The sequence below is a fragment of the Arthrobacter sp. zg-Y238 genome (assembly GCF_024385525.1).
Lineage (GTDB): Bacteria > Actinomycetota > Actinomycetes > Actinomycetales > Micrococcaceae > Arthrobacter_B > Arthrobacter_B jinronghuae.
Map to the genome: position 1 here is coordinate 122,354 of NZ_JANFLU010000012.1, position 25,772 is coordinate 148,125.

Sequence of the window (25,772 nt, forward strand, 5' to 3'; positions counted from 1 at the left end):
CGCTGTGCCTCAGGTGAGGTCCGCCCCGGCCCGCTGCACCCGCGCCGACGCTTCCAGGACCATCCAGGCTTGCAGCTGGGTGGAAAGCCCGACGGCGGTGCCGCCCGGGTAGGACACGGCGGCCGGTTCCAGCGGCTTGGCGGAGAAGAGGATCCAGTCTGCCCGTTTGCTGCGCCCCTCCCACAGGGCCTGCGCCGTAGCTTCCACCAGGGCGGCAGCCGTCCGCCGGGAAGGTTCCGGCAGGGCGGGGGACACGGCGGCCTGGGCCAGGTACCGCGCCAGGATTCCCGTGAATAGCCCGCCGTCGCCGGTGCCGTGGGTGCGCAGCACACGCGAGGTGCCGCCGTCGTCGGTCAGGTGGGTGTCGACGGCGCGCACCAGTTCCTCAGCGCGGGTGAGATTGGCACTGCCGCCGAGCTCGAGCAGGGCACCCAGGGCAGGCCCCTGGTTGTACGTGAATACGGTGCGCTCCAGCTGTGGACGGCCCCGGACCACCTTGACCCCGTCCAGGTACAGTCCGGTTTTCGGATCCAGCACGGTGGCGTTGAGCCAATCCACCAGCTGCTGAGCCCGGTCCCGCGACCCGGTGCGGACAAAATGCAGGGCAGCGGGAGCGGTGGCCGGAGTGTTCTTGAAGTTACGGTCCTTGTTCCAGTAGATGCCGCCGCCCAGTTCCGGAGTGTGGGCGGACTCCAGCGCTGCGTTCAGGGCGGAGAGGATTTTCCGGTAGGGGCGCTGCCGGTCCCGCGCTCCGGACAAAGAGTTCAGCCGGCCGACCGCCAGGGCCAGCCACGCCATGTCGTCGTAGAAACGGTTGGTGTAGTGCATCCGGTTCCGCAGCCCGATGGTCCGGACCAGCGCCGGTGCCAGGTCCGCAGCTGAGGGATGCTCCGGTCCGCGGAACGGGGTGCCGGTGCGGCGTTCGCGCAGGCCGGCGTCGATCAGGGCATCGAGATAGTGTGCCTGCCACCAGTAATGCCAGGGCTGGCGCAGCTGCTGCAGCCGGGAAGCCGGATGGCTGGTGGCCGCCAGATGGGTCCCGGGCAACCCGGCCAACGAACGGCCAAATGCAGCGCTCACGGTGCGGGCGGCAGCCTCGGCGCGGTCGTCGGCGTCCAAGGCGGAATCCTCATAAAGCATGCGCCAACCCTATGCCAGCCGCCGAAGATGCGGCACCGGCCAACGCACAGTAGGCTCGGATACTGCCGGTGTGACATAGACGACACTGCCGGTGAGTAAATCTGCCAGGAGGAACGCATGGACATCGCAGGCGCATCGGCCATAGTCACAGGGGGAGCGTCCGGACTCGGGCGGGCGACGGCGCGGAGGCTGTACGACGCCGGCGCCTCCGTTGTGTTGGTGGACCTGCCGCAGTCCGAAGGCCTTGCCTATGCAGCGGAACTGGGGGACAACGCCCGGTTCGTGCCCGGCGACGTAACCAACCCGGAACAGATGCAGGCCGCCGTCGAAGCAGCCATGGCTGCAGGACCGCTCCGGGTGGCCGTGAACTGCGCGGGCATTGCAACGCCGGGGAAGGTGCTGGGCCGCGACGGCGTCCTTCCGCTGGAGGACTTCGCCCGTGTGGTCAGCGTGAACCTGATCGGCACCTTCAACGTCACCCGGCTCGCCGCCGCTGCCATGGCCGAAACGGATCCGGTCACCGCCAACGGCACCGAGGAACGCGGCGTCATCATCAACACAGCCTCCGTTGCCGCCTTTGACGGCCAGATCGGCCAGCCCGCCTACTCGGCGTCCAAGGGCGGCGTGGCCGCGATGACGCTCCCGCTGGCGCGTGAGCTGGCCCGCCACCTGATCCGGGTGGTCACCATCGCGCCGGGCATCTTCGAAACACCCATGATGGCGGGACTGCCGCAGGCCGCCCAGGATTCCCTGGCCGCGCAGGTGCCGCACCCTTCGCGCCTGGGCCGGGCCACGGAATACGCCTCCCTTGCCGCCCACATCATTGAAAACCAGATGCTTAACGGCGAGACGATCCGCTTGGACGGCGCCATCCGGATGGGACCGCGCTGACCTTGATGAGTACCCCCGCACCACTGCACCAACTGCCCGATGCTGATTTCTACGGTTTCGAAGACCTGCTCAGCGACACCGAGAAAACCAAGCTTGCCGAACTGCGGCGCTTCCTCGCCGAGGAAGTGCTGCCGCACGCCGTGGACTGGTGGAACGAGGCGCGTTTCCCTTCCGACCTCCTGCCGAAGCTGGCACAGCTGGAACTTTCCACGCCTGTCCAGCAGGGATACTCGCCGCTGTTCGCCGGTCTGGTGATCGCGGAAATGACCCGCGCCGACACCTCGCTCGCCACGTTCTTCATGGTCCACCACGACCTGTTTGTCGAAGCGCTGCACATCTTCGGCTCCGAGGAGCAGAAATCCCGGCTGCTCGACGACGCCCGTGCGCTGCGGATTACCGGTGCCTTCGCACTGACCGAGCCGGAACACGGTTCCGATGTTGCCGGCGGCATGTCCACCACCGCAGTGCGCGACGGCGACACCTGGGTGCTCAACGGCGCCAAACGCTGGATCGGCAACGGTACTTTCTGCGACTACATGGTCCTGTGGGCCCGGGAGCCGGAAACCGGACACACCCGCGGTTTCCTGCTCGACGCGAACCTGCCCGGAGTAACCCGGACCCGGATCGAGAACAAGACAGCACTGCGCACCGTGCAGAATGCGGACATCGTGCTGACGGACGTCCGGGTTCCCGCCGCGGACCTGCTCGCCGGAGTGGAAAGCTTCGACGACACCAAGCAGCTGCTGCAGGGCTCGCGGATCATGGTCGGCTGGCAGGCGGTGGGAGCGCAGCTGGCCACGTTCGACGTCGCCCGTGCCTACGCCGTCGAACGCCTGCAGTTCGGCCGTCCGCTGGCAGCCTTCCAGCTGATCCAACAGCAGCTGGTGCAGATCCTCGGTAATGCGGTGGCCAGTACCGGAATGCTGGCCCGGGTCACCGAGCTCGAACACGGGGGCTACCCCGTAGCGGGTAACGAAGCGCCCGCCGCCGGTGCAGCCCCCGGAGATATGGCACGGGCTGCCCTGGCGAAGTCCTACGCGAGCGCCAGGATGCGCGAAAGCGTGGCGTTGGGCCGCAGCATCCTGGGCGGCAACGGGATTGTCACCGACTACCGGATGGCCAAGATATTCGCCGATGCCGAGGCCATCTACACGTATGAAGGCACCTATGAGATCAACACGCTGATTGTCGGGCGGGACATCACCGGGGTGTCTGCGCTGCGTTAGGGCTGCTGGGCTGGGGGCCTCTGGCCCCTGCGGGGACTGGAACGGCGGCAACGAAATTTCCGCGCTCGCAGAGCTCGCAGGAAATATTAAAGCCGCCTTCCTCCAGGCCCCTCCGGTGCGTTTCCCTCCGGAGCCAGTCCAGGCCCCTCCGGTTTGTCCGGATCCCTGCGGTTTGTCCGGCCCCCCCGCGGTTTGTCCGGATCCCCGCGTTGCGCGGCGCAGGGATTGCCACAAACTGCAGGGTTTCCGCCTGCGGGGTGGCCCCTTGCGGAGCTCCGCGTGCCGCCTTCCGGCGAGCGTCCTTCGAGGACCCACGTCGCCGTCCGTTCCGAGTGTTTCCCGCGGTTTGTCCGGATCCCTGCGTTGCGCGGCGCAGGGATTGCCACAAACCGCAGGGTTTTCCCCAAACCGCAGGGTTTCCCAAGCAGGGTGGTTGCCCGGCCCGGCGCAGAGGGAGCTAGCTTGCCTGACGGAACCGGGCCAGAGGGTTGGTGGTCCGTCCCGAGAACTGCAGGCCCCCGGACGGGTCGCTGAGGTCACTGCAGGCCCCCGGACGGGTCGCAGAGGTCACTGTAGGCCGCCGGACGGGTCGCTGAGGTCCGGCATCTGCTGCTCATTGCGCAGTTGCAGCCGGGTCAGGCACGGCAGCGCGAAAATCCTCGGCGAAGGTACCCGGGCGGCTGCTTCCGGGAGATCCACCTTGTCTCCCATCACCAGGATTTCCTCGGTTCGAGGATTGCACTTCGCGCTGACGGCGGGGCCATCATGGGTCGGTGGGACCCGTCGGGTGGCATGCCATCCTCAGGATCAGTAGGCTTACTAAATGGGCCGTAGCAACGGCGGCCCGGTTTACCGGACGTGAAAGGCATGGTTTATGACCGAGCAGAGCATTCCCGATCCCGAGCTGGGCGACGATCCGGTTCTCGCCGACGACGTAGCCGCTGTGGCCACACCGGACGAACTGACGGTGGTGTCCGAAGACGAGCTGCTGGAGCAGGACGAGCTGGTGGACGCTGAAGACCTCACGTACCCCGGAGCAGCAGAAGACAACCCGGATAACTGGCAGGAAGACCCGCTGATCCGCGAAGAAGCACCGTTGAACGAACCCGGTGAACTCTCCGATCAGACCCTCCGCGACGACACCGCCGAAGAGCGCTTCCTGAACGGCGATACGCAGATTCCGCCGGAAGCGCCGACCATCGGCGAGGCAGCCAACGACGTCGACTTCGGCGACCCGCTGGCAGGCGAAGAAGAAGACGCAAGCGACGATCCCGCGCACCGCGGCGGAGACCCGCTTGCCAACTTCAACCCGGACGACGTCTAGTCCGGCAGTACATTTCGCCACGGGGTCCGGCAGCACGGTCTACGGACGGCTGCCGGGCCCTTTGCCTTGCCCGGCGGGACTCTGAGTGCCGGCACCGGCAACGCACCGATCAGCACTAGGGTTGATTCATGCCTTCCTTCCGCGTCCAGTTGAATATTCTCGGACTGAAGCCGGGCAACCCGCCCGAGGCGGTCATGGAAACGGCCGTCGCCGCCCTGGGGGCCGCCCACCATGTGGAAGCCAACCAGCTGGACATAGTCTCCGGGGTCCCGCGGATCACACTGCGTTTCACCGTCCCGGATGATGAGTGGTCCGTGGAAAATTCACGGGCCCGTCGCGCCGCCATCAACATGCGGGCCGCGGTGGAAGAAGTAGCGAACGGGCAGGACCTGCGTGTGCTCCGGCGGATGCGCGGACGCTGGACCGTGCTCTAAAAGGACGGCCCTAGGTGCTGGGGAAAGCGTCCAGGGAAAGCCGGCTGCGGTACTCCACCGGCTGGCGGGTCAGCGGATCGGTAAACTGCACGGACCGCGCCAGCAGCTGCAGGGGGCGGGAATAGTCGTCCGGCGCCTGTGGCAGCAACTCCGGGTAGAACGAATCATTCAGGATGCCGATGCCCTGCGACGCCATGTGCACCCGCAGCTGATGGGTCTTCCCCGTGTGCGGCAGCAGTCGGTACCGGCCCAGCCCGCCGCTGCTCTCCAGCAGCTCAATCCGGGTCTCCGCGTTGGGCTCGCCCTCGACTTCCTGGGCCAGCAGGTAAGTGCGGGATTTGATCATCCGGCTGCGGACAATCCGCGGCAGTTCGAGGTCCTCCCGGACCGGAGCCACGGCCTCGTACTCCTTGCTGATCCGGCGCTTCTCGAAGAGGGTCTGGTACTTGCCCCGGGTATCGGGGTTGGTGGAGAACAGCAGCACACCGGCGGTCATGCGGTCCAGACGGTGCATGGGAATCAGGTCCGGAATCCCCAATTGGACCCGCAGCCGCACCAGGGCCGACTCGGCCACGTACATGCCGCCCGGCGTCGTCGGCAGGAAATGCGGCTTGTCCACCACCAGCAGGTCCTCATCCTGGTGCAGGATGCCGATCTCCACCGGGATGCGCTCTTCCGGCGGAAGCTCGCGGTAGTACCAGATGAAGGTGTGCTCGGTCAGGGGCGTGGCTGCGGTCAGTGGAATGCCGCCCATACCGACTACTTCACCGCGTTCGAACCGTTCCGCGATTCCGTCCGGATCCACATGCCCGAACCGTTCAAGCACGTAGTCCATGGCGGTGTCCCACGGTCCTTCTACGGGAAGGCGCAGGCGGGTGGCATTGACTCCGTTGCGCACGGGAAGCGGGGACTGCATCACGGTTTCAGGATATCGCGCGTGCGGGCTTAAATTGGGCTTGGCTGTTCTGGGTAGAAACAGGCCCGCCCATCTCGAAATCCAGGCAGATCCTGCCGCAGAATCCCCATCCGAAACGGAGCCCGGTGGCCACCAAACGAGTTCTTCCTCCTTCTGACCAGACGGAGCCGACGCCGGTACCGCCCAAGACGACGACGCCGGCCCTGACACCGGAGGAGCGCCAGTCCGTCCTGCGTACCCTGCGTTCGCCGAAACTGCTCAAGACCGAGGTCCTCGCCGGACTGGTGGTGGCCCTTGCGCTCATCCCCGAGGCCTTGGCCTTCTCGGTCATTGCCGGGGTGGACCCGCGGATCGGCCTGTTTTCGGCGTTCACCATGGCCGTCTCCATCGCCTTCCTCGGCGGCCGTCCGGCCATGATTTCCGCGGCCACCGGCGCTGTGGCCCTGGTGATTGCCCCGCTGGTGGCATCCCACGGCGTGGAGTACATGATTGCCGCCGTGCTGCTGGCCGGCGTCTTCCAGGTGCTGCTGGCACTGCTTGGCGTGGCGAAGCTTCTGCGCTTCATTCCGCGCCAGGTCATGGTCGGCTTCGTCAACGCACTGGCCATCCTGATCTTCGTTGCCCAAGTGCCCGAACTGCTGGGGGTGCCCTGGCTGGTCTATCCGCTCGTGGCGCTTGGGCTGTTGATCGTTTTTGGCCTGCCCCGGCTCACGGCGGCGGTGCCGGCGTCGCTGGTGGCCATCGTGGTCCTCACGGCCATTACGGTGTTCGCCTCCCTTGCCGTGCCGACGGTGGGGGACAAAGGCGAACTGCCGGACAGCCTGCCGTCACTGCTGCTGCCCGACGTGCCCTTCAGCCTCGACACCCTGCAGGTGGTCTTTCCCTACGCACTGGCCGTGGCCTTTGTGGGGCTGCTGGAATCGCTCATGACGGCCAAGCTGGTGGATGACGTCACCGACACCCGCTCCAATAAGACCCGTGAAGCCTGGGGCCAGGGTGCAGCCAACCTCATCACGGGGTTCTTCGGCGGCATGGGCGGCTGCGCGATGATCGGCCAGACCATGATCAATGTGAAGGGCTCCGGTGCCCGAACCCGGATTTCCACGTTCCTGGCCGGGGTTTTCCTGCTCCTCCTGGTGGTTGTCCTCGGAGACGTGGTGGCCCTGATTCCGATGGCAGCCCTCGTGGCCGTGATGATCTTCGTGGCCGTCACCAGCTTCGACTGGCACAGCATCCGCCCGTCCACGCTGAAGATGATGCCCAAGAGCGAAACCGCCGTCATGCTGGCCACCGTGGCCGTGACCGTCTGGACCCACAACCTGGCCAGCGGCGTCGGCGTCGGCGTGCTGGTGGCCATGGTGCTGTTCGCGCGCAGGGTGGCGCACTTCGTCACCGTGGACCGGGCGGTTACCGGGAACGACGCCGATGCCACCGCGGTCTACACGGTGAACGGTGAGCTGTTCTTCGCCTCCTCGAATGATCTGTACTCCCAGTTCGAGTACGTCCTGGATCCCGCGAAGGTGGTCATTGACCTCAGTGGTTCCCACGTCTGGGACGCGTCAACCGTGGCAGCGCTCGACGCCGTGACGGAGAAGTATCGGCGGCGCGGAACCGAGGTTCAGATCACCGGGCTGAATGAAGCCAGCGGTCTGATGCGCGAACGGATGGCCGGAAAGCTGCCGTAGCGGTCGGCGTCGTCCGTGCGGGCGGACATCCGTGTTCAGGCAGCGGCGGTGGCAGCGGCGGCGTGCTGGTGCTGCAGGGATGCCAGCGCCAGCCGGCACTGCTCGGCGCTCGGGCGTTCACGCGGAGAGAGGGAAGTCATGGCGGACAGCAGCGACCGCCAGGCGGCGGGGAGTGCGGGCGGGATCTCCGGTCCGCGGACCGTCCGGGCCGCCATGGAGTCGCCCTGCGGCAGGTCGAAGGCGCGGACTCCCGTCAGGCATTCGAGCAGGACAAGTCCCAGCGAGTAAATGTCCGAGGCGGAGGTCAGGGGCGCGCGCCGCAGCTGCTCGGGACTCATGTAGGGCAGGCTCCCGTAGGACGGTTCCTTATCTCCGACCCTGTGGACGCTGACGGCGATACCCAGATCGGTAATCTTGGCGTGGCCGGTTGCAGGATCCACCAGGATGTTCGAGGGTTTCACGTCCCGGTGGATGTACCCCGCAGCGTGCACGCCCGCCAGTCCGGCGGCCAGCTCGGCCCCGAGTCGTGCTGTGTCCACAGGCTCCAGCACGCCGGGGAGGCTGTGCCGCAGATCGGCGCCCCGCACCAGTTCCAGAACCAGGTACGGCGTCTGCACACCGGTGTCCGGGTGGCTGATGGTGCCCGTGGAAATCATCCGAACCACGTGCGGATTTTCGACGGCTCGCAGTGCGGCCGCTTCCCTGACGGCTTCATGCCCCTGAGGTGCGTGTCCGAGCGGTGCGGAAAAGATCTTGACGGCCACCTTCTGCAGGGAGGAAAGATCCGTGGCACGCCAGACGTAGGCAGCGGTGCCGTGCCCGATGGGCTCATCCAGGCAGAACCGTCCGTCGATGAGGACGTGGGCGCTAAATCCCGAGGCGTCCGAGGCAGGTGGTGGAGCGCTTCTTGTTGGTCGGTATCCGTCCATGCCGCCCCCGCGTATTAGCTAGTTTTCCTAGTGAATAGTTCGGCTAACAATAGGGTGGGCGCGCAGTTGAGTCCAGCCTCCGGGCGGGGAATGTCTGGTTAGGTCGACAAATAGGACGGGGTTAACCCTGCCCTGGGTCCGGGCTCGGGTCCTCCAGGGCGGAACGCAGGCGGTCCATAAAGGAAATGACAATCTCGGCTTCCTGTGGCGACAGCTCTGCGGCGGCCTGCATCATGCGCTGGTGCATATCCCCCACGGTCTGGCGGACGTCGGTGTCCGATGTGTCGGTGGGAACGATCTCCCAGGCACGGCGGTCGTTGGGGCGGGCGCGCCGTCGTACGTATCCGCCGCGTTCCAGCCGGTCGATAAGTGCGGTGGTGGAGGCGGTGGAGATGCCAAGGAGCCTGCTCAGGTCCTTGGGGCCGAGGCTGCCGCCGGCCTGCCGGGCCTGCATCAGGCAGCGCATGGCCAGGAGGTCGTTTTCGTTCATCCCCATGGCGTCCTGGATGCGTCGGCGGACCAGTGTTTCAGCGGCACGGTAACTGCGCACTGCATCCAGTACGGCGCGGGCTTTTGGATGCTCCGGATCGGGGCCGTACCAATAGCCGTCCTGCCCTGAGGGCTGCTGAGGAGTATCCATTCCGCCAATCCTAGCCTTGCTGAAAGGTAGGACAGCTAGGAATCGATGCGATGCATTTCACACCGTAATTAGGGCATAAAAACGTGCTCTAATCTCTTCGGCTGTGGTCAGATGTAGGTGTCCGCTTAGGTAATCCTTACCTCTCGCCTGCGATAGGAACGTCCTTGACTGCACCTGAAATCTCCCCGTCCGGTCCGAAATCCGGACTCTCGCGCCGCAACATCCTGGGCGGAGCCGGGCTCGGCTTCCTGGCGTTGGCGCTGGGGGCCTGCTCCACCCGCGACACCGTGGCCGCGGCAGGGAATGCAGCAGGATCCGGTGGTTTCACCGTCACTGACATGCGCGGCGTCGAGGTTTCCTTCGATGGCCCGGTGCAGAAAATCGCCACCACGGTCATCCCCTCTCCTTCCATGCTGGCCGCGGTGGACGGCGGGTACGGCAAGATCGTGGGCATCAACGAATCCACTCTGCAGGCAAACCGGCAGGGCCTGTTCGGGGAGATGTTCCCGGAATCGAAAACCACCACCACCATCTCGCCGTCGAGCTTCACTCCCAACATCGAGACCATCACCAAGCTGGAACCCGACGTGGTGTTCCAGTGGGCGGACCAGGGCGACGGGCTTGTGGAGCCGCTGGAAAACGCAGGCTTCAAAACAATCTGCCTGCTTTACGGAACGCAGGAGTACCTGGAAACCTGGGTGTCCCTGTTCTCCACCATCCTCGGCAAGCCCGAGCGCGGCACCGAAATTGTGGACTGGATGCATGCTGAAATCGCGCGGCTGGAGGATGAGCTCGCCGGTGTTTCCAAGCCCGTGCGGGTGGTCCACCTCGGCCAGTCGGGCGACGGCTATTCGGCCTCCAACAAGTCCTCCTACATGCACTACTGGATGGAGCTGGCGGGCGGGCAGAACATGGCGGCGGAGAACCTTTCGGCCGAGAACGTGGTCAGCGCCGAGCAGCTGATCGAGTGGGATCCCGAAGTCATCACGCTGGGAGGTTTCGATACCCGCACCCCGGCCGAGGTTTACGCGGATCCGTCCCTGGCCTCCGTGTCTGCCGTCAAAAACCGCCGGGTCTACAAGGCACCGCTGGGCGGATACCGCTGGGAGGTGCCCTGCGCCGAATCGCCGCTGATGTGGCAGTGGGCGGCCGAGGTGTTCCATCCCGGCCGCACCAAGAACACCCTGCGCACCGCCATGAAGGAAAAGATTGCCTACCTCTACGGGTACGACGTGAGCGAAGCGCAGATTGATGCGGCCCTCCGGCTGGACCTGAACGGCGCCAGCGTTGGCTACGACGTCTTCCGTGGCTGAGGTGGCGGCTTCTCATAGCGCGGCTGCACCCGCCCGCGGCGCCGGCTCGCCGTCGGCCGGTGCCCCGCCGTCGTCGGCGCGCCGCAGGCTGATCCTGCCGCTCTGCGTCCTGATCCTGTGCGCGGTGGCCCTGGTTTCCATGGCCGCCGGCCGGTACTGGGTGCCGCCGAATGAAATCCTGCGCATCCTGTTCAACGAAGTCACCGCACTCTTCGGCGGAGAAGGGATGCTCCGCCGGACCTGGACCGAGCAGGAAGCCACCGTGGTCCTGGACGTGCGGCTGCCGCGCGTGCTGCTGGCCTTCCTCGTGGGCGGCGCGCTCTCGCTCGGCGGCGCGTGCCTGCAGGCGCTGTTCCGCAACCCGCTGGTCAGCCCGGACATTATCGGCGTCACGGCCGGTGCCTCCTTCGGCGGCGTGCTGGTGCTGACCCTCGGGCTGTCCGGCGGCTGGATGGTCGGCGGTGCCTTCGGCTTCGGGCTGGCCGCACTCGCCGGCGTCCTGCTGCTTGGCCGGCTGGGCGGACGGGACAACGCCATGCTGATGATCGTCCTGGGCGGGATTGTGGTGGCGGCGTTCTTCAACGCATTGGTCTCCTTCATGACCTACCTCGCTGATCCGTATTCCGAACTGCCCTCGATTGTGCACTGGCTGCTGGGGTCCATCGCCGCAGCCAGCTATGACAAGGTGCTCACCGCACTGGTCCCGGTGGCTATCGGCGCGGCGATAGTCCTCGCTCTGCGCTGGCGCCTGAATGTGTTGTCCCTGGGGGACGACGACGCCGCCGCGCTGGGCGTGAACCCGCAGCGCTCCCGGGTGGTGCTGTTGTGTGCCGTGGCCCTGATGACGGCCGGCACCGTGGCCGTAGCCGGGGCCGTCGGCTGGGTGGGACTGGTGGTTCCGCACCTCGCCCGGCTCTGGGTGGGTCCGGACCACCGGATCCTGCTGCCGGCGTCGTTGCTGCTGGGCGGCACCTACCTGATGCTCATCGACACCCTCAGCCGTTCCATCAGCAGCAGTGAACTGCCGCTGGGCATCTTGACCGCCATCATCGGCGCCCCCGTCTTCGTGGTGCTGCTGGCCCGTTCACAGAAGAAAGCCGAGCTCTCATGACCGTCGCATCCCTGTCCCGTACGGTTCCCGCTGATCCGGTGGCGGGCAGTCCGGCCGCTGGCTCCGCGCCCCTGATGCAGGCCACCGACCTCGGTTTCCGTTATTCCCGGCTGCGCCCGTGGCTCTTCCGGAACCTCGGCTTTTCCTTGGAACGCGGGGAGATCCTGTCCATCCTGGGTCCCAACGCCCGAGGTAAAACCACGCTGCTCAAGTGCCTCTCCGGGCTGCTTTCCCCGCGTGAGGGAACGGTTCACGGTGCGCCGGGCATCGGGTACGTGCCCCAGGACCACGGCGCAGGCCCGTCCTTCACCGTGGCCGACATGGTGTTGATGGGCTGCACCCGGCACCTGCGTGCCTATCAGACTCCCCGCCCCGAGGACCACGCCGCCGCCGATGCGGCCATGGAACGGGTAGGCGTGGCCGCCTGGGCCGGACGCGACTATTCCACCCTCTCCGGCGGGCAGCGGCAGCTGGTGCTGATTGCCCGGGCCGTGGCCTCCGGCTGCGAACTGCTCGTCCTGGACGAACCGGCTTCTGCACTGGACCTGAACAACCAGTCCCGCGTGCTGAGTGTGCTCAGCGGACTGGCAGCGGAGGGCATGGGCGTCATCATGACCACTCATCATCCTGACCACGCGCTGCACGTGTCCCGCAACGCACTGCTGTTTGTCGGCAGCCATGACGTCCGCTGGGGTCCCACGGAGGAGCTGCTCACCGGTCCCGCCCTCTCAGAGGTCTACGGGCTGCCGATCTGTACCCCCACCGTGGGCACGGAATCCGGCGACCGCGTAATCGCCGTGCCGGATTTCGGCCCGTCCTGCCGCGCGTGCCCGGTGCCCGGCGCCGTTGGAGCACCCGCTCCAGCGCCGACTCCGGTGCAAATACGAATCCCTTTCGGAAAGGAACACCCGTGATTATCCGCTTGATCGGCGGAACGCCGATGCTTGGCCCGACCGATACCACCTGGCGCGGCGCCTTCGAGGAGGTGGACGCCTACGATCTCGACGACGACGCCGCCCGCGCCCGGATCCTCTCGGCCGACGCCCTGGTGATCGGCGGCGGCGTAGACCATCTCCTGCTGGGCAGGCACCGCGAAGCGCTCACCGGCTTCGTCCGCGCCGGCGGCCGGGTGCTGGTCAACGGACAGGTGGTGAAGCCGTTCATCGACGGGTTGGCGGTCTGGCGGAAGCTGGAATTCCGCGGCGCGCAGGATGTTCGGCCGCATCCGGTCTCTCCGCATCCGGTGTGGGCAGGCATTGACTACCGGGACCTGCACTACCGCACCGGGGTGCCCGGAACCCACAGCTACGAGCGGTTGGAGGAGATCGGCGTCGCCGGTTTCTACGGCCGCGGCTACCACGTGGACCTGCCCGAGAATGCGACCGTGGTGACAGGCATCGGCCAGTACCGGCTCCCGCTGGACTACAGCTACACCTTGGGGAACGGGGAAGTGCTCGTCCACGGCGGCAATGACCTGGAGAGCTTCAGCGACGATCAATATTCCACCCGCGTGCTGGGACCGAACCTGGTGCAGTGGCTGGAAGGCGGAGTGCGGGACACAGTTGAGCTGAAGCCAGCAGTACCGGCAGCCGCCGCCGGCCCCCGCCTGCCCGGAGCCGCTCGCGCAGCGGGGCAGGCAGCCCCGCGGATCGGGCTGCTGCACTGCGGCACGTTCCCGCCCCTGCGGACCCTGGCCGACCCGGCCCTGGCACCGTACCGGCTGGAATCCGTCTACCTGCCGGACGTCGATCCGGCCGTACTCGCGGACCTGGATGTGGTGATTGTCAGCGACCGGCTGCATCAGGGGCAGCTCGCCCGCTTTGTTCCGGCGATCCTGGCGGCACTGCAGGACCCGGCCAAAACCGTGATCGTGCTCGGCGAGAACAAGGTCGAACAGTGGCTGCCCGGCGTCGGCTACAGTTTCCGCCCCACGGTGTTCTGGATGTGGCGCACCGGCGAGGACAACGGCACCCGGCTGCGGCTGCCGGAGGATCCGATGTGGGAATTCCTCACCCCGTGGTCCGTCTCCTGGCATCACCACGGTCTGCTGCACCCGCGCCCCGGCGCCCGTTCGCTGGTGGTGATGGAAGAGGACGGCGCCGAGTCGGGCTCGCTGCTGTACGTGGACGAGGTGAACCAGCCGGCCCGCCTGCTGGTGACCACGATGGACCCGGTCTACCACCACGGATCCGGCTTTATGCCCGGTGCATCCCAGCTGCTGTACTCGCTGCTTCGCTGGGTGACGGCCACGCATGCAGCGGAGGCTTAGCCCGAGTCAGCCGGCCACGAGCCGGACGGCGAGGACCAGCATAACGACGCCGATCAGCAGGTCCACAATCTGCCAGGTACGCGGCCGGTTCAGCACCGTGGATAAGCTGCGCGCACCGTAGCCCAGCGCCGTAAACCAGAGCACGCTTCCGACCACGGCACCGGCCGCGAAAATCCAGCGTGTGTCGGAACCGTAGTGGTTCGCCAGGCTGCCCAGCAGCACCACGGTGTCCAGATAGACGTGCGGGTTCAGGAACGTCAGGGCAAGGGTGGTCAGGATGACGGTGCCCTTCGCCCTCGGTGCTTGTGCTTCCAGCACCGACGGCTTGGCGGCGGAGATCAGCGATCGGATGCCCCACCAGGCGAGATAGGCGGCGCCGGCCCAGCGCAGGATTTCCAGGACCGCCGGGAACCGGGACACCAATGCCCCGATCCCGGCGGTGCCGCCCAGGATCAACAGGGCGTCGCTGACGATGCACAGGGCCACCACCACGCCGATGTGCTCGCGCCGCAGCCCCTGCCGCAGGACGAAGGCATTCTGCGCTCCGATGGCCACGATCAGTCCGAGGCCGGTGACCATTCCGGTTACCCAAATACTCAACATCCCTCGACGGTAACCAGCTAGATCGGTTCAGACAAACGAATCATTTGAAGGATGCATTAGGTTTGCTTCATGAACTTCGAGCATCTCCGTGCGCTGGCCGCCGTCGTCGACGAGGGAACCTTCGAAGCAGCGGCGGACCGGCTGCACATCAGCCCGTCCGCGGTAAGCCAGCGCATCAAGGCGCTGGAAAGCTCCGTGGGCCAGGTTGTCGTCCGCCGCGGGGTGCCCTGCACGCCCACGGACGCAGGCGCGGTCCTGCTGCGCATGGCGCGGCAGGTGCAGTTGCTGGAGGGGGAAGCCCGTTCCGCGCTCTCGGGCGGCACGTCTCCGCGGACGACGACGCCGGTGGCCGTCAATGCGGACTCCCTCGCCACGTGGTTTCTACCCGTCCTCTCCGAAGCAGCCGAGTGGACGGACAGCACCCTGGACCTGCAGGTGGAAGACCAGGACCACAGCGCGCAGCTGTTGCGCCAGGGAGACGTCATCGGCGCCGTCACCGCCGACCCAACACCGGTCAACGGCTGCAGGGTCGAGGCATTGGGCGCCATGCGCTATCTCCCGGTGGCGACGCCGGACCTGCAGCAGCGCTTCACGCGTGGGGATGGCATCGATTGGGCAGCCATGCCGGTGGTTCAGTTCAATGCCAAGGACGATCTGCAGCGCCGGTTCCTGCAGACGCGCGGCGTCGATGGAGGACCGCCACGGCACACTATCCCCTCCTCGGAGGCCTTCGTGGCGGCGGTCCGTGCAGGGCTCGGCTGGGGCATGCTCCCGGAACTGCAACTGGGCAACGGGCTCAAGGACGGGACGCTGGTGCTGCTCGACGAGCAGGCGCACCGGGACGTCCTGCTGTACTGGCAGGCCTGGAAGCTGGACTCGGAACGGCTGCACCGCATCGGTGACTCCGTCCGGCGGGCCGCCCGGCAGCTGAGGTAAAGACGGCTGGGTCCGGAGCGGCCGGCTGGCGTGGTGGAGAAGGAGTGCGGTTAAGGAAACGGCTGGCAGTGCGGGCAGTAATACAGGTCCCGCATTTCCATCTCGTTGTCGCCGAGCAGCTCATGCGCCACCTTGGTGCCGCAGCGCAGGCAGCCCCGCCGTTCCCGGTTATAGACCCAGAGCTGGTCCCGGCCCATGGCGCCGGTGGTGATCCGGCGGGAGCGGGCCTTGTTGACCTCCAGGAGCCGCTTGGACAGGTTCACCAGCCGCGGCAGATCCGGCACGTCGGAGACCGGGGTCAGCGGGTGGATGCCGGCCAGGAAGCACAGCTCGCACCGGTAGATGTTGCCGATGCCGGCGAGGTTCCGCTGGTCCAGCAGCGCCAGACCGATGGGCCGGTCCGGCTGCGCCGAGATCCGGCGCAGCGCCTCATCCGCGTCCCAGTCCGGTCCCAGCAGGTCCGGACCAAGATAGCCGACGGCGTCGTCTTCGTCCTTGCGGGCCAGCACCCGGAGGAACCCTAAGTCGAACCCGACCACCTGGTGGGTGTCCGTTTCCAGGATGCAGCGGGCCTTGAACGCCGGCCGCCGCCACTTCTCGCCGCGGGCGTACACGTGCCAAAGCCCCTCCATTTTCAGGTGCGAGTGGAGGATCCAGCCGTCCACGGGATCGCCGCCGCGGATCAGCAGATGCTTGCCGCGGGACACGACGTCCTGCACGGCGGAACCGGTCAAATCCGTGGTGGCGAATTTCGGGACGCGGATATCGCACCGGGTCAGCTCTTTGCCGGCCAGGACGGCATTGAGGTCTCTCGCTGCCCGCCAGATGGTATCGCCTTCAGGCACGGTTCCTCCCCGGGTCGACTATGCCCGGGACCGACAGCTCAGACACGGTAGCGCAGTCCCTTCGGCGTGGTGTAGAAACCTGCGGCGGTCAGTGCCCGCGCGGCTTCCGTATCGAGGATATCCGTCCCGTTGACCTTCTCGATGGCCATTTTCTCCGCCGCACCCCGTTGGATGATCCGCACCAGGGCGGCAGCGGAAAGCTCCAAAGCCGCCGGCTCCTCGGTGAAGGTCAGCAGTGTCTTGCCGCCGCGTTCGGCATACAGTGCCAGCTCGCCTTCGACCAGGACCACCAACGCTCCGGCTTTGCGGCCGGGCCGGTGTCCACCCTCCAGCGTGGGCCAGGGCAGGGCGGCGCCGTAGGGGTTCGCCGGATCGGTGGCGGCCAGTGCGACGGCGGACGGTTCCGGCTGCTTCAGCTGCGCATCTTCGGAGAAGGAGCGCAGCCGGTCCACCGTGGCGGGCACGGCGAACTGGGCCGCGCCGAGCTGCTCAATAAAGTAGCCGCGCCGGCACCTGCCCATTTCCTCCAGCCGGGCCAGCACCCGGTAGAGCAGGGCGAAGCCGCCGGGGGTGCCTTCACTGGCCACGGAGCCGCGGGTGACCACACCGTAACGGTCCAGCATCAGCTCGGCCGTGGCGTGCGCATGCAGGGTGGTGTCGGTTTCGACCTCGGGGAGCATGCTCCACCGCCCGGCGACCAGGGGCGGAGCGTTGCGGAGTGCCGGGGCCGACGCGCCGCCGCCGGCCGCCAGCCGCATGGAGCTGCCCGTCAGCGAGGCTCCCGGTGCCCGGCCGAGCCGTCCCATCCGGGCAGTGCGGGCACGCGGGGTTGCGGCCCGTTGCTTGTGGGCCGTTTTCCCGCCGGACAGCAGGGACCGCACGGGGGTGAAGGTGTCATTGCTGATCCGTCCGGCCCAGACGAGTTCCCAGAGGGCGGAAATAATGTTGGCATCCGTTTCGGCCATGCCGTCCGCGGCGAGACCGTCGCCGAGCTGGCGGAAGAAGTACGCGCCGCCGTTGCCCAGCAGCTCCAGCAGCCGCTGGTGCAGGCCGCCCGGCTCGAAATCAGGGGAGGGGTTGAGTGTCAGCGGTGCGTTTTCGGCCAGGTGCAGGGCAATCCAGCCGTCGTTGCCCGGCAGGGAGCCGGCGCCGGACCACACCACTTCGCCCGTGGCGGTCAGCTCGTCCAGCATGGCCGGGGCGTAGTCGCGCACCCGGGAGCCCAGGATCAGCGGTTCCCAGGCCGAGGCCGGGATCGGCACGCCGGAAAGCTGGTCGATCACCGTGGCCACGCCGTCGAGCCCGCGCAATGACGATCCCACGTTCTGCCAGGCCGGCAGGAACCGTCCGTAGGTGGCCGGGTCCACCGGTTCCACTTCGGAGCGCAGGGCGGCGAGCGAACTGCGGCGCAGCCGCCGCAGCACCTCGACGTCGCACCATTCGGTTCCGCCGGGAGCGCCGTGAACGGTGGCCGGGGGAGGAGAGTCGACGCCGTCGGCCGCGTCCAGCAGCAGCGTTTCAGCGGGGCGGAATTCGCCCTCCGCGACGCGTCCCTCGCCGGCCAGACGCTGCAGGGTGCCGGTGACGACGGCGACGCCGAGACCCAGCCGCGCGGCGGCTTCGGCGGCGGTGAAGGGTCCGTGGGTACGTGCATACCGGCCGACGAGGTCCCCGAGCGGATCCGCGACGGGCTCGATGAAGGCCAGCGGCACGCCCATCGGCAACGGAACACCGAGGGCGTCCCGCAGTCGGGCGGCGTCTTCGATGGCCGCATATCGGGTGTTGCCCGCCATTCCGATTTTCAAGGCCCGGTTGGCGCGGACCAGCTGCTCCAACAGCTCTTCGGCGTCGGCAGGGGTGGCGGTGGACGGAGCCGGTTCCACCGCCGTCCCGGCGTCGTCCGCGGGAAGCTCCACCGGTTGCAGGCGGGCGGCTACCTCCGGAACGGACAACGGTCCGAGCAGCCGCAGCAGGTCCGCCACGCCTTCCAGCCCGCGGGCATGGCGGTCCGGAGCCAGCCGCTGGAGTTCACTCTCGATCCGGGCGATGATCCGCGCGTCCAGCAGTTCGCGCAGTTCGGCCCGGCCCAGCAGTTCATTGAGCAGCGTGGGGTCCAGGGACAGGGCGGCGGCCTTGCGTTCGGCCAGCGGTGAATCGCCCTCGTACAGGAAAGCGCCCACGTAGCCGAAGAGCATGGAGCGGGCGAACGGCGACGGCGAGGGCGTGGTGGTCTCCACGAGCCGGATCTCGCGCCGCTCAATCCCGGACGCAATGTCTTTCAACGCGGGCAGATCGTAGACATCCTGCAGGCATTCTCGCACCGTTTCCAGCAGGATCGGGAACGTGGGGTACTTTTTGGCGACATCCAGCAGCTGCGCCGACCGCTGCCGCTGCTGCCAGAGCGGTGTCCGTTTGGACGGGTTCTGCCGCGGCAGCAGCAGCGCACGCGCCGCGCATTCCCGGAACCGCGAGGCGAACAGCGCCGACCCGCCCACCTCGGCGGTGACAATGGAGTCCAGTTCCTCCGGGTCGAACAGGAACAGCTCGGCGCCGGGCGGTTCGTCCTCCATCAGCGGCACGCGCAGCACAATGCCGTCATCCGATGCCATGGCGGATCCGTCCAGCCCGTACCGGGCGTGCAGCCGCGCCCCGACGGCGAGTGCCCAGGGTGCATGGACCGGCATGCCGTACGGGCTGTGCAGGACTACCCGCCAGTCGCCCAGTTCGTCTTGGAAGCGTTCCACCACCAGCGACCGATCGTTCGGCACCACATCGGTGGCCTGCTGCTGATCGCGCAGGTACGTAATCAGGTTGCCGGCGGCCCAGTCATCCAGCCCGACGGCGGTCAGGCGTTCCCGGGCAGCGGCGTCATCAGCGGCCGCCATCTCGCGGACGAAGGCCCCCAGGGCGCGGCCCAGTTCCACCGGCCGGCCGAGGGTATCCCCGCGCCAGAACGGCAGTTTGCCCGGCTGGCCGAAGGCAGGGGAGACCAGCACCCGGTCATGGGTGATGTCTTCGATCCGCCAGCTCGTGGCGCCCAGGGCGAAAATGTCCCCGACCCGGGATTCGTAGACCATTTCCTCATCAAGTTCACCAACCCGGCGGCTGTTCTTGCCCTCGGAATCGCCCACCAGGTAAACACCGAACAGCCCGCGGTCCGGGATGGTGCCGCCGGAGGTGACGGCGAGGCGCTGCGCTCCGGGCCGGCCGGTGATGGTGCCTTCGGTGCGGTCCCAGACAATCCGGGGCCGCAGCTCGGCGAACTCGTCCGAGGGATACCGGCCGGAAAGCAGGTCCAGAGTGGCGTCGAACGCGGAGCGCGGCAGCCCGGCAAAGGGCGCGGATTGGCGGACGACGTCGAACCATTCCTCCACATCAATGGAACCCAGCGCTGCGGCGGCCACGGTCTGCTGGGCGAGGATGTCCAGCGGGTTGGCCGGAATGGCCAGGGGTTCGATCTGCCCGGCCAGCATCCGTTCCGCGGTGACCGCCGAGTTCAGCAGGTCGCCGCGGTGCTTGGGGAACATCACGCCCTGGGAGATTTCGCCCACCTGGTGCCCTGCCCGGCCCACCCGCTGCAGCCCGCTGGCCACCGACGGCGGCGATTCGACCTGCACCACCAGGTCCACCGCCCCCATGTCGATGCCGAGTTCCAGGGAGCTGGTGGCCACCACGCAGCGCAACCGGCCGGATTTCAGGTCATCTTCGATCAGGGCCCGCTGGTCCCGGGACACCGAGCCGTGGTGCGCCCGCGCCAGCACGGGGTTGTCGTCTTCCACGGCAAGGTCCTCGCGCCGCAGCACGGACACCCCGGCCTGTGCCATGATCTGGGCCGGCGGGCGGGCGGCGGCGGGCACGGGTACTGCGGTCCCGTCAGTTCCGGTGGCCGCCTGCGCAGCCTCCAGCCGGAAGGCATGGATCTCGTTCAGGCGGGCAGTGATGCGCTCGGCCAGGCGCCGGGAGTTGGCAAACACGATGGTGGATCGGTTCGCCTCGATGAGGTCGACAATTTTCTCTTCCACGTGCGGCCAGATGCTTGCCTGCGGAGCGTAGCCGCCCTCCACGGTGTCCTCCGTGGTGGGAGCGTTGCCCAGATCCGTCATGTCCTCCACCGGAACGGTGACGGTGAGGTTCCAGTTCTTCCGGGACTTCGGCGCAACGATCCGCACCGGGGCATTGCCGCCGAGGAAACGCGCCACGGTTTCGTGCGGCTCCACGGTGGCGGAGAGCCCGATCCGCTGCACGGGCTTTTCCAGCATGGCATCCAGCCGGGCCAGCGTCACGGCCAGGTGGGCGCCGCGTTTGGTGCCTGCCACAGCGTGGACCTCGTCCACGATCACGGTTTCCACTTCCGCCAGGGTTTCCCGGGCCTGAGATGTGAGCATCAGGAACAGGGATTCGGGCGTGGTGATGAGGATGTCCGGGGGCCGTGTCAGCAGGGCGCGCCGCTCATTCTGCGGGGTGTCGCCGGAACGGACGCCGACGGTGATGGACGGCGCCGGCAGACCCAGCCGTTTGGCGGTCTGGGTAATGCCGATCAACGGCGAGCGGAGGTTGCGTTCCACGTCCACGCCCAAGGCCTTCAGCGGGGAGATATACAGGACCTTGGTTTTGCGTTTGGGTTCCCGGGTACGCTTCCGCCCCGCCGGTTTGGGCGCGGATTCCGGCAGTTCCGGAAGCGGCAGTTCGGCGGGCGGCAGGCCTTCGGTGCCGGCAGTGGCGGCAGAGGCAATAAAGCTGTCCAGTGCCCAGAGGAACGCGGCCAGCGTTTTGCCCGACCCGGTGGGAGCAACCACCAGCGCATTGGCCCGCTCCGAGATCGCATCCCAAGCTCCCACCTGGGCCGGGGTGGGCGCAGTGAAGGCACCCTCGAACCATTCCCGGGTGGCGGGGGTGAACTTGGCTAGCACCGAAGATGCCGATGTCATGGCACTATTCTTCCCCACCCCGGTGACAGTTTGGCCGCTGTCACCGGGGGTTCGGCTGCAGGCCGAAAATCAGCGCGCCTGCAGGATCCCTACCTGCAGCAGCTCGATATCCGTGTTGCTGCATCCCGTGGAGGCGTAGGGGACGGACAGGGAAGCGGTGTCCTCCGGCGGATAGACCAGCAGGGACGCTGTCTCCTGCACCTGGCAGTCTCCGTACTTCTGCGCCACGGTTTCCCGCAGTTCGGCGGCCGCTGCCTGCCCGGGTGCCAGCGTGACGGGAACGGCTGCCGCCGCCTCGGTCCGGGCGGCCGGTGCGCCCACCTGCTGTCCGGCGGCGTCGAGGTAGGAGACACCCGGGTAGCCGGCCACGGTGCAGGTACCGTCGGCGGAGATGTTGGTCAGCACCAGGACACGGGAGATGCCGTCCGCTCCGGCGCCGCCGGGAACATTCTCCACGGCGCCGGCAAGCATGTCGGCGGTGCAGGGAACGGGGCCAACGGCCGCCGCTCCGCCTGTGGCCGCCGGCGATGAAGACGAATCCGGAGCAGGTTCGGTGGATGCGGACGGCGCGGGTGTGGTCTCACTGGCTGATGACGACGGCGACGCTGACGCGCCGCCGTCGTCCCCTGAACCGCCGCAGCCGGCCAACGCGGAACCGGAGAGGGCCAGCAAAGCCACGAGGGCCAGTGCCTTGCGGGACGGGGAGGACTTTTTGACGGGGAATGCAGGTGCCGAGGTGATCATGCTCTCACCTTTCCCGCCGGGCCCGGTTTGCGTCAATCCGCCCCGCCCGGCAGGACGGAATGACGCAAAACCGTTACGGGGAGTGGCCGCAGGCGTCCTGCGTGCCCGGTCAGGGCAGCAGGTCAGGCCCGGTTGCGGCCGCGGGTGCGGATCAGGGCGGTGACGCCTGCCGCAAGGCCCAGCAGCCCGGCGCCCAGGCCGACATAGCCGGCAACTTCGGCGGTCTCGACATCGTCGTCCCGGTCATCGGCGCTTTCCGGCGTGGTGCCGTGGGCGCTGCCGTGCTCGTCGCCGGCGGCGTGATCATCGTCGTCGTCCGCTTCGGTGATGGTGACTACGGGCGCCGGGGAGTCAAGGTCGTGGCCGGACTGGCCCTCGGCCGGGATCTGGGACCAGTCCGTTTCCCCCTTTTCACAGCTTTGCAGCACGGGGAAGGCCAGGGTGGTGTCTTCGGCGTCGGGCAGGTCAACGCCGAGAGTAATGGTGTCCCGGACGCCGTCGGGCAACGGTTCCTTGGCGGTGTACACAATTTCGCTGGTCCGCGAGCTGACCTGTGACCCGTTGGGCAGGGTCCGCGGCTCCGCGAGCTCCTCGGTGACCTTCTCGATCTCCCAGCCGGGGTGGGCCGTGGGGGTGGCGTCCGCCAGTTCGTCCGGGAGGGTGAAGGTCAGGGCGGTGGTCGGGGAGCCCTCGCAGCCGTGCGAGAGGTCGAAGGTCAGCAGGGCGGACTCGCCTGCGCCGGTGGTGTCGGGGGTGACATGTACGTGGGCGGCTGCCGGTGCCAGGCCGAGCGCCATCAGAGCGGCGGTGCCGCCGGCGGCAAGGAGGACGGAGGAAGAGGTACGCATGGAAAAGCCTTTCGGTGGCGCATTGCCAAAAAACCGCGCTGGACGCGGAAAGTACTGGAAAAGGGATTAGGCCAATGCGTACGACGGCGGCCCGCGCAACGGGCGCGCGGAGCAGAACCGGGCGCGCGGGGTCCCGGCGGCGGGACCGGAAATCGCCTGCGGCCGGACGGGTCGGAACCTCGTCGGGGCCGGCGGCGTGAACAGCGGCCGCAGCCAGGCCGCCGTGGCGTGCAGGGCGTCCTCGCCCCGGGCGAGCACCAGCGCGGACAGCGCCACTGCGGCGAGGTGCGCGAGGAACAGCGCGGGGCCGGCGTCGTGCTGGAGCGCGTGGAAACCGGACAGGGCAGCCCCGGGCAGCGGCGCCGCCTCCGGACAGAGAACGGCAACCCCGTGGTGGGTGGAAGCGCCGGGCAGGCACTGGACGCCGGAGGTCAGGAGGCCAAAGGCTTCATGGAGTCCGAGCTGCGCGGCACCGAGGACCAGGAAGAGGCTGCCGGGCCGGAACCGGCGCCCGGCGGTGATGCTGACGCCGGCCAGGGTGAAGGCCGCCAGGGCCATGAGGAGGACAGGTTCGGGGAGTATCCCGCCGCCGGCCAGGTGCGCACCGGTAGCCAGCGCGAAAATGACCGCGGTGGCGATTCCGGCGCGGAGCAGCCGGAAGGGATCGGTGCGCTGGGGCATGCTTCCCTCTCCGGTCCCGCCGGCCGCGGCACGGAGCCTGCCGGACTGCTGAAAAACTGCTCCTACTTTACCGTGCAGCCGCCCTGCCGACGGCACGCACAACCCGAGCGGAAGGCCCGCCGTCGTCCCCTGCCTTATTCATGGTGGTAGGGGTGTCCGCCGGCGATCTCCTGGGCCCGGTACACCTGCTCCGCGAGGATCAATCGGACCAGCTGGTGGGGGAACACCAGGGGGGAGAGGGACCAGACAAAGTCGGCGCGGTCGTGGACACTCTGGTCCACCCCGTAGGCCCCGCCGATGATCAGGGTGACGTTGCGCGAGGAATCCAGCGGCCTCTGCAGGGTCTGCGCCAGCGCCGGGGAGGTGATGGCCTTGCCCCGCTCGTCCAGCAGGATCACGTAGTCGGATCCGACCTTCGCCAGCAGCCGCTCGGACTCCTCGCGGCGGGCGGCGTCGCCTTCGCGGGCGGAATGCGGAATGGGGACCCAGGTCAGGTCAAAGGGCTTCTTCAACCGCTTTTCGTACCGGCGGATCCCGTCAACCACCCAGTCCTCGTGCTTGCGGCCCACCATCAAAACTTTTAATGCCATGCAACCATTCAAGCCCGGAACCAGTGAGGTCCGGTAACCGGGCGGGCGCCGGGCTTACACTGCGTGGACAACGAAGAGCACTTCGACGGCGGCAAGCCAGGAGGTTACAACGTGTTGGAATCGCGTGCGGTGGTGTTGGGCGGCGGCGGAGTGGCCGGCATCGCCTGGGAAATCGGCCTGCTGGCGGAACTGCTGGACCAGGGCATCGACCTCAACGAGGCAGACCTCGTTGTCGGTACATCTGCCGGATCGGTGGTGGGAACCGCCCTTCGCTTCGGGCAGCTGCGGTCCGCGGCGCTCGCCCAGGAGACGGCTGAGGAAGGTGCCGGCGCCGCGGATTACCAGGAGCCGGACGCATTCGACGGCGAGCGGTTCATGAACATCATGGGCGCGGCCGGCTTTGGCGGCGGCGGGGAGAAAGCCGCCCGCGCACGCCTGGGGCAGCTGGCCCTCAAAGCGGACACGCAGCTGACCGAGGAAGCCTGGGTGAACAGCATCCGTTCACTGGTTCCTTTCCCGGCCTGGCCCGAAAAGGCGCTGGGCGTCACGGTGGTGGACGCCGAAGACGGCAGCTTCAAGGTGTTCGACGGCGATTCCGGCGTGGACCTTGGCCTGGCGGTCACCGCCAGCTGCACTGTCCCGACGGTGTGGCCGCCCGTGCACATCAACGGGCGGGTCTACATGGACGGGGGCATGCGCTCGGGTACCAATGCCGATGTCGCTGCCGGTTTTGGGAAGGTGCTGGTGGTTTCCTGCGGCCTCGAGGCGCCGCAGAGCCCCTTCGGACCCACCCTCCCGCAGGCGCTGAAAACGATCAGCAAGGACGGAAAGCCGTTGTTGATTGAAGCCGACGCACAGGCACTGCAGGCGTTTGGCACCAACATGCTGCTCGATTCCACCCGCCGGCCCTCCGTCGCGGCGGGCCGGCGGCAGGCGAAGGAGATTGCCGACGTCGTCCGGCGCTTCTGGGAGGACTGAATCCGGGTTGGTGCCGGCTTAGCGGTTGTCGCGGTCGACGTCGGCCTCCAGATCGGAGCCCGGCTCAATCACCACGCCGTCTTCACGCTGCTCGACGCCGTCGGTCTGGGGTGCGGTGTCTCCGGCGGGAGAGGGGGCTGCAGCCGCTTCTGATGCGGCGGCGGTCTCGGCTTCTTCGCGTTCCTTGATGTACTTCACGAGGAACTCCAGTTCATCGCTGTACTGCTGCAGGCGGTCGGAGCGGGACTCAGTCGCCAGGGCGAGCACGAGGTCGGTCTGCCGTGCACGCAGCTGGGCAATTGTGGGCTGTGATTCGTTGGTGTCCATGCTTCATCCTACAAAGGCTGCCCGGCCTCGTTGCCACGGCGGGTACAAAGCCGAGGGCCGGCTAGTCCTCGCCGGCGTTTCTCCGGTGCCGGCGCGAGGGATCATTCTCCAGGCCGTTCGCATCACGTCCGTCACCTGCACGGCGTTGGGCCACTTCGGCACTGTACGGTGCACGCGGACGTGCGGGCAGTTGGTCGATGAGCTCGTTCGCGGCATGGGCGAGGATGTCCCGCTGGAAGGGAGGGAGGGACAGGGACCCGTTGATATAGGCATCGATTTCGTATTCGCCGGCTGCGCCTCCGATGCTGAAGTACTTCATCCACACTTCGGGCACAGTCAGCCGGGCGTCCTCAAGCGCTTTCTTGAGCAACTGTCGTTGCTCCGGCTCCACAGCCTCGAAACCCATCGTCTGCC

General features: G+C 67.6%; 25 protein-coding genes. 11 read left to right on the forward strand and 14 right to left on the reverse strand.

Translation table 11 applies throughout. From position 1 onward, the window contains the following. Positions 1–9: 9 nt before the first annotated feature. Positions 10–1,140, reverse strand: coding sequence for a glycoside hydrolase family 76 protein (locus NNX38_RS15085; RefSeq protein ID WP_255798770.1), 1,131 nt, complete (start codon positions 1,138–1,140; stop codon positions 10–12). A gap of 117 nt (positions 1,141–1,257) precedes the next feature. Here NNX38_RS15085 and NNX38_RS15090 point away from each other — a divergent pair, with 117 nt between their 5' ends. Further along, complete coding sequence (locus NNX38_RS15090) at positions 1,258–2,031, forward strand: SDR family NAD(P)-dependent oxidoreductase (protein WP_227924047.1); 774 nt, start codon at positions 1,258–1,260, stop codon at positions 2,029–2,031. Between the two features lie 5 nt (positions 2,032–2,036). Continuing rightward, positions 2,037–3,257: an acyl-CoA dehydrogenase family protein gene (locus NNX38_RS15095; protein WP_255798771.1), complete on the forward strand. Its 1,221-nt coding sequence runs from the start codon at positions 2,037–2,039 to the stop codon at positions 3,255–3,257. A 567-nt stretch (positions 3,258–3,824) separates the two neighbouring features. Here the strand turns inward: NNX38_RS15095 and NNX38_RS15100 are convergent. After that, the gene (locus tag NNX38_RS15100) at positions 3,825–3,971 is read right to left on the reverse strand and encodes a hypothetical protein (protein ID WP_255798772.1); all 147 of its coding nucleotides are present in this window, start codon (positions 3,969–3,971) and stop codon (positions 3,825–3,827) included. Between the two features lie 160 nt (positions 3,972–4,131). Between NNX38_RS15100 and NNX38_RS15105 the strand changes: the two genes are divergently transcribed. Together NNX38_RS15105 and NNX38_RS15110 are read left to right on the forward strand one after the other, a co-directional pair. After that, a complete protein-coding gene (locus tag NNX38_RS15105; RefSeq protein ID WP_227924040.1) occupies positions 4,132–4,581 on the forward strand; it encodes a hypothetical protein in 450 nt (149 codons plus the stop codon). Between the two features lie 128 nt (positions 4,582–4,709). Beyond that, positions 4,710–5,015 carry a hypothetical protein gene (locus NNX38_RS15110; RefSeq protein WP_227924039.1) on the forward strand — a complete coding sequence of 102 codons (306 nt, stop codon included), beginning with the start codon at positions 4,710–4,712 and terminating at the stop codon, positions 5,013–5,015. A gap of 10 nt (positions 5,016–5,025) precedes the next feature. On the opposite strand, the gene NNX38_RS15115 is transcribed toward NNX38_RS15110, so the two are convergent. Beyond that, complete coding sequence (locus NNX38_RS15115) at positions 5,026–5,931, reverse strand: RluA family pseudouridine synthase (RefSeq protein ID WP_255798821.1); 906 nt, start codon at positions 5,929–5,931, stop codon at positions 5,026–5,028. 203 nt (positions 5,932–6,134) lie between these two features. On the opposite strand from NNX38_RS15115, the gene NNX38_RS15120 reads away from it, so the two are divergent. Continuing rightward, positions 6,135–7,616: a SulP family inorganic anion transporter gene (locus NNX38_RS15120; protein ID WP_255798822.1), complete on the forward strand. Its 1,482-nt coding sequence runs from the start codon at positions 6,135–6,137 to the stop codon at positions 7,614–7,616. A 35-nt stretch (positions 7,617–7,651) separates the two neighbouring features. Here NNX38_RS15120 and NNX38_RS15125 read toward each other — a convergent pair whose 3' ends face one another. Together NNX38_RS15125 and NNX38_RS15130 are read right to left on the reverse strand one after the other, a co-directional pair. Beyond that, positions 7,652–8,545 (reverse strand): serine/threonine-protein kinase, encoded by an 894-nt coding sequence (locus NNX38_RS15125; protein WP_255798773.1) that lies wholly within the window; start codon positions 8,543–8,545, stop codon positions 7,652–7,654. A 121-nt stretch (positions 8,546–8,666) separates the two neighbouring features. Continuing rightward, positions 8,667–9,185: a MarR family winged helix-turn-helix transcriptional regulator gene (locus NNX38_RS15130; RefSeq protein WP_255798774.1), complete on the reverse strand. Its 519-nt coding sequence runs from the start codon at positions 9,183–9,185 to the stop codon at positions 8,667–8,669. 164 nt (positions 9,186–9,349) lie between these two features. On the opposite strand from NNX38_RS15130, the gene NNX38_RS15135 reads away from it, so the two are divergent. Genes NNX38_RS15135 through NNX38_RS15150 form a run of 4 tightly spaced genes read left to right on the forward strand, consistent with a single transcriptional unit; the run spans position 9,350 to position 13,878 of the window. Next, positions 9,350–10,498, forward strand: a complete 1,149-nt coding sequence (locus NNX38_RS15135; protein ID WP_255798775.1) for an ABC transporter substrate-binding protein — start codon at positions 9,350–9,352, stop codon at positions 10,496–10,498. Between the two features lies 1 nt (position 10,499). Continuing rightward, a complete protein-coding gene (locus tag NNX38_RS15140) occupies positions 10,500–11,609 on the forward strand; it encodes an iron ABC transporter permease (protein WP_255798776.1) in 1,110 nt (369 codons plus the stop codon). Continuing rightward, positions 11,606–12,523: an ABC transporter ATP-binding protein gene (locus NNX38_RS15145; RefSeq protein WP_255798777.1), complete on the forward strand. Its 918-nt coding sequence runs from the start codon at positions 11,606–11,608 to the stop codon at positions 12,521–12,523. The genes NNX38_RS15140 and NNX38_RS15145 overlap by 4 nt, the downstream gene beginning before the upstream one ends. After that, entirely contained in the window at positions 12,520–13,878 is a 1,359-nt protein-coding gene (locus NNX38_RS15150; protein WP_255798778.1) for a hypothetical protein, read from the forward strand. The genes NNX38_RS15145 and NNX38_RS15150 overlap by 4 nt, the downstream gene beginning before the upstream one ends. Positions 13,879–13,884: 6 nt before the next feature. Here the strand turns inward: NNX38_RS15150 and NNX38_RS15155 are convergent, their stop codons facing one another. Further along, positions 13,885–14,481, reverse strand: a complete 597-nt coding sequence (locus NNX38_RS15155) for a LysE/ArgO family amino acid transporter (protein ID WP_255798779.1) — start codon at positions 14,479–14,481, stop codon at positions 13,885–13,887. Between the two features lie 69 nt (positions 14,482–14,550). Between NNX38_RS15155 and NNX38_RS15160 the strand changes: the two genes are divergently transcribed. Next, positions 14,551–15,417: a LysR family transcriptional regulator ArgP gene (locus tag NNX38_RS15160; protein WP_255798780.1), complete on the forward strand. Its 867-nt coding sequence runs from the start codon at positions 14,551–14,553 to the stop codon at positions 15,415–15,417. Positions 15,418–15,467: 50 nt separating this feature from the next. On the opposite strand, the gene NNX38_RS15165 is transcribed toward NNX38_RS15160, so the two are convergent. The 6 genes from NNX38_RS15165 to rlmH form a co-directional block, all read right to left on the reverse strand. Beyond that, on the reverse strand, positions 15,468–16,262 hold the full coding sequence (locus NNX38_RS15165) for a DNA-formamidopyrimidine glycosylase family protein (RefSeq protein ID WP_255798781.1): 795 nt from the start codon (positions 16,260–16,262) through the stop codon (positions 15,468–15,470). A gap of 38 nt (positions 16,263–16,300) precedes the next feature. Further along, the gene (locus NNX38_RS15170; RefSeq protein ID WP_255798782.1) at positions 16,301–21,190 is read right to left on the reverse strand and encodes an ATP-dependent helicase; all 4,890 of its coding nucleotides are present in this window, start codon (positions 21,188–21,190) and stop codon (positions 16,301–16,303) included. Positions 21,191–21,259: 69 nt separating this feature from the next. Beyond that, positions 21,260–21,934 carry a DUF4232 domain-containing protein gene (locus tag NNX38_RS15175; RefSeq protein WP_255798783.1) on the reverse strand — a complete coding sequence of 225 codons (675 nt, stop codon included), beginning with the start codon at positions 21,932–21,934 and terminating at the stop codon, positions 21,260–21,262. Between the two features lie 122 nt (positions 21,935–22,056). Beyond that, entirely contained in the window at positions 22,057–22,782 is a 726-nt protein-coding gene (locus NNX38_RS15180) for a YcnI family protein (RefSeq protein ID WP_255798784.1), read from the reverse strand. 66 nt (positions 22,783–22,848) lie between these two features. After that, on the reverse strand, positions 22,849–23,463 hold the full coding sequence (locus NNX38_RS15185) for a hypothetical protein (RefSeq protein ID WP_255798785.1): 615 nt from the start codon (positions 23,461–23,463) through the stop codon (positions 22,849–22,851). A 134-nt stretch (positions 23,464–23,597) separates the two neighbouring features. Further along, the gene (rlmH, locus tag NNX38_RS15190) at positions 23,598–24,053 is read right to left on the reverse strand and encodes a 23S rRNA (pseudouridine(1915)-N(3))-methyltransferase RlmH (RefSeq protein WP_255798786.1); all 456 of its coding nucleotides are present in this window, start codon (positions 24,051–24,053) and stop codon (positions 23,598–23,600) included. 63 nt (positions 24,054–24,116) lie between these two features. Between rlmH and NNX38_RS15195 the strand changes: the two genes are divergently transcribed. Then, positions 24,117–25,031, forward strand: coding sequence for a patatin-like phospholipase family protein (locus NNX38_RS15195; RefSeq protein ID WP_255798787.1), 915 nt, complete (start codon positions 24,117–24,119; stop codon positions 25,029–25,031). Between the two features lie 18 nt (positions 25,032–25,049). On the opposite strand, the gene NNX38_RS15200 is transcribed toward NNX38_RS15195, so the two are convergent. Continuing rightward, positions 25,050–25,358: a hypothetical protein gene (locus NNX38_RS15200; protein WP_255798788.1), complete on the reverse strand. Its 309-nt coding sequence runs from the start codon at positions 25,356–25,358 to the stop codon at positions 25,050–25,052. A 61-nt stretch (positions 25,359–25,419) separates the two neighbouring features. After that, the gene (locus NNX38_RS15205) at positions 25,420–25,764 is read right to left on the reverse strand and encodes a hypothetical protein (protein ID WP_255798789.1); all 345 of its coding nucleotides are present in this window, start codon (positions 25,762–25,764) and stop codon (positions 25,420–25,422) included. Between the last annotated feature and the right edge of the window lie 8 nt (positions 25,765–25,772).